Annotated in this window: 1 protein-coding gene; it reads right to left on the bottom strand. The window is 68.7% G+C overall.

Annotation, left to right across the window (positions count from 1 at the left end):
* Positions 1-419, bottom strand: a 419-nt coding sequence (locus B3E43_RS01735; RefSeq protein WP_292026167.1) for a serine hydrolase, incomplete at both ends; no start/stop codon positions are given.

The raw sequence follows: 419 nt of genomic DNA, 5'->3' as shown, positions 1-419 counted from the left end.
CCAGCTGCACCGCGATCCATTTGGCCCAGTCGACCGGCGTCGAGACGAAGCCGCCCGCCGCCCCCGCCGCCGCCCAGTCCCAGACTTCCTGGATCGACTGGCCAATCGTCTGCATCGGACCCTGATAGCGCAGCGGCGGTCCGATCCGGCCGTGCGGCAGGGCCGACTTCGCGGGATCGGCCGCGGTCATCACGGGCAGGGTTTCGGTCATCCCCAGCCGGTCCAGAATCCGCGTCTGGATGAACTGTTCCCACGGCATGCCCGAAGCCGCGGCGACCACCTCGCCCGCCACCACGAACATCAGATTGCAGTAGTGGTAGGTCGTGCGGAACGTATCCTCGATCGGCACATGCGGCACGGCGGCCATGATCTCCGCCCGCGTCCGGTCGCTGTTCGGCCAGAACAGCAGGTCGCCGGCG

Source organism: Brevundimonas sp. UBA2416 (assembly GCF_002343105.1).
Taxonomy (GTDB): Bacteria; Pseudomonadota; Alphaproteobacteria; order Caulobacterales; family Caulobacteraceae; genus Brevundimonas.
This window is presented reverse-complemented; position numbering and strand designations above follow the sequence as displayed.